Source organism: Candidatus Protofrankia californiensis (assembly GCF_900634765.1).
Taxonomy (GTDB): Bacteria; Actinomycetota; Actinomycetes; order Frankiales; family Frankiaceae; genus Protofrankia; species Protofrankia californiensis.
Window position 1 is genome coordinate 17737 of record NZ_CAAAFT010000123.1, and the last position, 5846, is coordinate 23582.

At 59.5% G+C, this 5846-nt stretch carries 6 protein-coding genes; 4 read left to right on the forward strand and 2 right to left on the reverse strand.

The annotated features are described in order from the left end of the window. The first annotated feature begins 113 nt into the window (after positions 1–113). The 4 genes from DD1DGNOD_RS07370 to DD1DGNOD_RS07385 all read left to right on the forward strand — a co-directional run bounded on the left by DD1DGNOD_RS07370 (position 114) and on the right by DD1DGNOD_RS07385 (position 3766). Complete coding sequence (locus tag DD1DGNOD_RS07370; RefSeq protein WP_241255529.1) at positions 114–710, forward strand: guanylate kinase; 597 nt, start codon at positions 114–116, stop codon at positions 708–710. Next, positions 707–1447, forward strand: coding sequence for a hypothetical protein (locus tag DD1DGNOD_RS07375; protein WP_131769735.1), 741 nt, complete (start codon positions 707–709; stop codon positions 1445–1447). Before DD1DGNOD_RS07370 ends, DD1DGNOD_RS07375 begins: the two co-directional genes overlap by 4 nt. A 456-nt stretch (positions 1448–1903) precedes the next feature. Then, positions 1904–3055 (forward strand): DUF262 domain-containing protein, encoded by a 1152-nt coding sequence (locus tag DD1DGNOD_RS07380; protein WP_131769736.1) that lies wholly within the window; start codon positions 1904–1906, stop codon positions 3053–3055. Between the two features lie 6 nt (positions 3056–3061). Next, on the forward strand, positions 3062–3766 hold the full coding sequence (locus DD1DGNOD_RS07385) for an MAE_28990/MAE_18760 family HEPN-like nuclease (protein ID WP_131769737.1): 705 nt from the start codon (positions 3062–3064) through the stop codon (positions 3764–3766). A 773-nt stretch (positions 3767–4539) separates the two neighbouring features. Here the strand turns inward: DD1DGNOD_RS07385 and DD1DGNOD_RS07390 are convergent. Then, positions 4540–5553 carry a hypothetical protein gene (locus DD1DGNOD_RS07390; protein ID WP_131769738.1) on the reverse strand — a complete coding sequence of 338 codons (1014 nt, stop codon included), beginning with the start codon at positions 5551–5553 and terminating at the stop codon, positions 4540–4542. A 110-nt stretch (positions 5554–5663) separates the two neighbouring features. After that, a partial coding sequence (locus DD1DGNOD_RS27855) for a hypothetical protein (protein ID WP_206443009.1) occupies positions 5664–5846 on the reverse strand: 183 nt, incomplete at its 5' end.

Sequence of the window (5846 nt, forward strand, 5' to 3'; positions counted from 1 at the left end):
GTCAGAGCACGAAAACCAAACGTGCGGAGTACAGGTGTGCACGCATTTCGTCGTTGATAACGGTCGGCACGCCAAGACCAGCCTCGCCGAGCAGGCCCGACAGCTTGCCAGTCGTGTCCGTGACGTGTCCTGACGCGATCGTGCTGTGTGGACCACCGGCAGCCGGGAAGGACACCGTCACATCCGCGCTCACTGCCGTTGATGATCGGTATGTCCATTTCGACCGGTTGAAGGCCGGAAGTGGTAAGAGTGTCGGATACCGGCGCACTTCTGCTGGTGACCTCGCGCAGCTCCATGACCGGCATCTGATCGTCTACGCGAACGAGCGGTACGGGAACATCTACGCCATCGACAGCCCACGGCTAGATGAGATCATCATCGCTGGACGGGTCCCCGTCGTGCACCTGGGCCAGGTCGCCGGCATCACCGCCCTCCGCACCGGCTACCCCGCACGATGGCTCACGATTTTGCTGTGGTGTCCCCGCGATATCACCCGTGCCCGCCTCCACGAACGCGGCAGCAGTGATCTCGAAGAACGGCTTCGGGTCTGGGACGAAACGCAGGCAGACCTAGCCGCAGCCGAACCCGGCACGTTCACCATGGTCCTGCGTACCGACCAGCGGACACCGACCGCGACCGCCCACCTGATCCACCATGCGCTGACCGGCGACCCGGGCAACATCCCGCCCCTTCGGGAACCACTCGCGTGAGCTTTCAGCTCGTCATACCCGCGCTCACGTTCCGCAAGACGGACGGGACCATCAGCGCAGCCGACACGGAGCGCTATGCCCGGTGCGCCGCCGCCACCTGGGCCGACCTGTTCATCCTGTCCGGCACCACCACCAACGGACACACCGCGACCACGGCCGAACGAGCCGCCACCATCGATATCTGGACGGCCGCGGTCAGCCCAGACCGGATCACCGCCTGTTGCTGGTCACCGGCGGACATCACCGAAGCCGAACGCCGCGGGATCACACCCATGGTCGTCCTGCGAGATCTGCACACCATCGATCAGGCCCGCGGATTCCTCGCCGCACTACCGAACCCGAGCTATGTGTTCAGCCACCCCGAATTCAGCGGCCACACGTTCACCCCGGAACTGGTCCCCACCGCTATCACTCACGGCTGTCTTCCTCGCGGCGCGAAGGTGTCGAAGGCCAGCCCGGAGGATCTGGCCGCTCTCCGAGCCGCTGCCGGCCCCACGTTCACCCTGTGGGACGGCACAGCCCGACACGTCGCCGCCAGCCTTGCCGCCGGCGCCAACGGCGTTGTTGCCGCGCCGCTCAGCCACATCCCCGAGCTGTTCCCTGCCCGCGACGTCCCCGAGCTGCAAGACGCCATCGACCGCACCCAAACCGTTCTTGACCAACTCCCCAGCCGTGCATCACGTACAAGCGCTCTGATCGAGTTTGCCCAGCGAGGCATGACCACACGATCAGCGTGAACAGGCCGCCACGTTCCGATCGGCCAAGAGACCATCGAGCACAGGGTTGGCAGACTGCCGAATTAGTCTGTTTTGGGATCAAGACGCGGCGCGGACCGCGCCGCGCGACGGCTGCGCGTGGCCGTGGGCGGCCATGCTCGCCGGCGCGTCGCCACCCAGCACCGCGACGTTCTACCCGACAGACGGCCGACTCAGGCCAAGGGGTCCGGGGTACCAGCCCGGCAGGACGAGCCCGACCGCGCGCCTACCGTCGCGCACGCCGTGGGCATAAGGACGATAAGCGGACGCTGGCGCACGCCCCGCTCACCTGTTCCAGGTCGCTTCGCTCACGGGACAGCCCGACCCGCCCAGCCTGACGGCCGTGCTCGCGCTGGCGCATCAGTTCCTCAAGCAGGCCCGTCACAGCGCGAACCGACGGCTGCCCACGCTCCGGCCGGACCTGCTAGCGGCTACGATTTGTCCGACGGCTACCCGAGGCCGCAGCTTAAGAGATGGGACAAGCACGGCGTGGCTCTTGAAGAACAGATTGCCACCAAGGCAAAGGAAATCCATGCTGATGGCTACGCGATGTCCATCGGTGAAGTCCTATCTCTTTACCGGGACGGCGATCTTGAGATCCATCCGGAGTTCCAGCGAATCTTTCGATGGGACGATCGGCAGAAGTCGAGCCTGATTGAGTCGATACTGCTCGGAATACCCGTTCCTCCAATTTTCGTATCGCAGCGACTCGACGGTATATGGGACGTAATCGATGGCGTCCAAAGACTTTCCACCGTCCTTCAGTTCGTCGGAATCTACCGCGACGAGGCCGAGAATCTTGCAGAACCCCTTACCCTGTTGGGCACGGAGTATCTACCCAGTCTTGAAGGTTACCGATGGGAGGTCACGGGCCCAGAGAACAGGGTCTTCTCGGAGGCTATGCGGCGCGACTTCAAGCGTGCGAAGCTGGAGTTCCGAATAATTCGCAAAGAGTCCGACGGTAACGCCAAGTACGACATGTTCCAGCGGCTGAACGCCGGCACTCGTCTCTCCCAGCAGGAGGCGAGGAACTGCCTGTTGGTCATGTTGAACCAGGAAATGTATGACCAGGTAGCAACCCTTTCGAAGAACTCTTCTTTCCGTAATTCATGTCAAGTCTCGGATCAAAAGGAAAGCGAGGCCTACTATGAAGAGCTGGTCCTCCGCTTTTTCTGTCAAGCCGACTACAAGGGCGCCGATTCAGAGTTGAGGGAAGAGCTCGGTGAATATGTCACTAACTGGATGCGATCTGCTGCGGAGAAGTTCGGCACTCCCGAGTCGACGATTGACATCCACCTCTTCGAACGGACGTTCTCCCTCCTAGCGGAGAGCCTCGGCGATGACACATTTAGGCGTTGGAACGGGTCGCGACACCTCGGCCCGTTCTCCATTGCCTGCTTCGAGTTCGTCACCTCTGGTGTGAGTGGCAATATCGAGCTCTGGGAAAGCCGGACGCTGGACGAGCTGAAGGAGCGCGTACGACAAATCTGGTCAGCGCCCGTATTCCGGGAGAACTCGGGGACTGGCATGAGTCCAAGGCGCCGTGTACCGCGCCTTATCCTGCGTTCCCGCAACTTCTTCAGCCGATGAATTGCTATGGCGCAGAGAACCGTTAATGACATCGCAGACCTGCTCGACGGCACACTTTCCTGGCGTCGAATGGAATTGCTCGCGTTGGGGGCCGCAATAGAGGATGCGGAACGGCATGCCAACGGGTCACCCCTCGCCCGAGCGCTTGCAAGAAGTGGCGTCGCGCTGCTATACGCCCACTGGGAAGGATTCGTTAAAGAAGCGTGCCAGGGGTATGTCGATTTTGTCGCACGGAGACGCTTACGGCTCGAGGAACTAAACGACGGCTTCCTTCGAACTGTTTTGCTCAGTCTGAGCAAGCGCGCGATAGCCGGAGATGACGTCGGGATCGATGCTCTAGTCGACGCTGTGAGGCGGCCGACCGAGTCTCGCGCTCGGATGTCAAAGAATTCTATCGTCGATACAAAATCGAATTTGCGATTTGCCGTACTCGCAGAGATCATGGAGAGTGTCGGTTTTGAAATTGAACCTTTCACAACTAAAGATAAATTGATCGACAAATCGCTTTGCGACAACCGCAATAGCATAGCCCATGGCCGCAGCATATATCCAGACGTCGGTTCCTTCAATGCTCTCCGTGATGAGGTGTTGGAAATGATGGAAACTCTAAGAGATCTCATCCTAAGTGCCGTTAGGCAGCAGAGCTATCGCGCCATCCCGTCCACGCAGACAGTGCCGGCGCCCCGGACCGACGAAACAGTGCAAACATGAGGAAGCGTCGGATATCGTCTCGGGCCCCGCTGGCATCCTAATCGGCACAGCACGGCAGCTATTTGACTCGTCTCAGTCGCTTGCGCAGTCAAGCTAGCGTTGGCCGAGTCACCGGCTCTCGAGTTTCGTAGCGTGACGGCGTCCTCCCAACGGGCCGAGTCGTGGCAGCCAGGCTGGCAGCCAAGCCAGCGGACCACGACGGACGAGCGGTCGACGCCCAGGGTCATCGTGAGACCCGTGACCTGTACCGGTGCACCGCAGTGGACGTCGACGGACGGAGCACGGAAGATCTCATAATCCGCGGGTCATTCCGTCCAGCCGGGAGGCCGGCGAATGTAGCCAACCGTGTGGCCAAGCCGGCGGACGTCCACGGACAGCCGCAGCCGATGGCGGAACCGGAGCCCAGGCCCGGTCGACTGTGCGGACGGGCGTGGACACCGGCGGACGGACCGGACCGACTTTGCAAGGCAGGGGTTGGTTGTGCTGCGACGGTTCGCTTCACTACTACCAATCGTGCCGCAGCCGCGACGCTTGGCACGCTCGGAACCGGATCGTATCCATCTTGAGCTACCGGACCATCATGGATGAGGAGCCGCCCGCGGTGCCAGCAGTCACCTATCTCCCTCCGGCCGCCGTCATATCATCGGGCGCACTTGCGCCCAGCGAGCCCCTGACTGTCGGCCTCGTCATCGGCCGCACAATCGTGCTACTTGGCGTCAGTGTTGCCGAAATCCTCTCACGCATCCGTGACTATTCCTCCATCATGCCGTCCTTTACTCCAGCCTATCTTCCACGAAGGCCTTAACAGAGGTTGGAGTACGAATAACTTGCTGCATCCCCGAATCGATCATGGTGCCACGAATTACCACTGTTGTCCGGTTTTCATACCAGCGAACAGCCCGGCTATGAACTTCGCGGTTCACGAAAACCTTGAGTTCTACTGGCCTCCCGTGACGATATACATGGACGACCAGATAATGTTCACGCTCCTCTGGATCATGGCCGATCGTTATTAGTCTGCCTGCATAGTCCATCTCGCGATCGGGAACTGGAGCGGACAGTCGCTCTGCAAGTGATTTGAGTGCGGGTCGAGCAGAGCTGTCAAAGGAAACGTTTGTCGTGGCTGGAGGCGGTATTGCTCCCACTGGCCCCCAGGAAAAAGATATCCGAAGCTTTCCTATCCCGTCATTTTTAAGAATCTTGCCCAGCGACGAACATAGTTCGCTGGAAACTCCAGTCGAGACGGCATCTTCCAAACTGCCATCCGATGCATTTTGTTCTAGGTCGTCCACCAGGCGACGAGTAACCGCAAGCGCCTCGGCTAGCGTTCTCGTCACTCGTCGTGGGAAACTCTCAAATTCAGATACATCAAAAAGTCCGTCGTCGCCGCCTTCGGGTCCGATCTGTACATAGAGCGGAAAGACGAATGATCCGTCTCTCGTGTGACCCAACAGTGCTTCGCGTGACACTCTCCGAGCTTGTAGATCGTAGGCGCGATTAATGTGACGCCTCGGATGCACAGCCGAGGTTCCGGCGCTGGCTATGAGCTTCCGCGCTCCATCGACAGCAGCAGTAGCTGCCGCAAGCGGAATGAACCCCGGCCTAAGCGACTCGCCAATGATTTGAAAGTTCATCAGATCGAATGCATCGGTCGCGAGCTTCAACCAGAGTGAATATAAATTGGAATCAATTGCGGTAGCAAGGCGTTCAATCGTCCCTCTTGCTAGCCCATAATCCGACTTCCAGTCAGAGGGAACCGCAAGTCTGAAGCCGTCCTTGGCCCACATTTCCCCCCGTGAGCCGCTAGATATCGTGGTCCAGCCGGAAATTGCTAGGAACCTCTTAATCGCCTCCACTCGAGGTATAGGGATATTGCCAGTCTCGCCTCTCGGCACACTCACGCTACTACCCCATATTCAGAGGTTAAGAGAGAATGCCATTGGTCTATCGTTTTAGCTGTAAAACGGCGACCTCTATCCAAGTCTACACTTGTGGCCTGTTCCCCAATATCGTCAATACGAGACCAAAGAGCATACGCATTTAAAATAGTTTCAGATTTGTAACTGGTCAGGTCTTGTAG

What these genes read in the sequence shown, in the direction of transcription:
- DD1DGNOD_RS07385 (WP_131769737.1), top strand. Translation starts at nt 3,062, where the DNA reads ATGGCGCAGAGAACCGTTAATGACATCGCAGACCTGCTCGACGGCACA.
- DD1DGNOD_RS07390 (WP_131769738.1), bottom strand. Translation starts at nt 5,553, where the DNA reads ATGTGGGCCAAGGACGGCTTCAGACTTGCGGTTCCCTCTGACTGGAAG.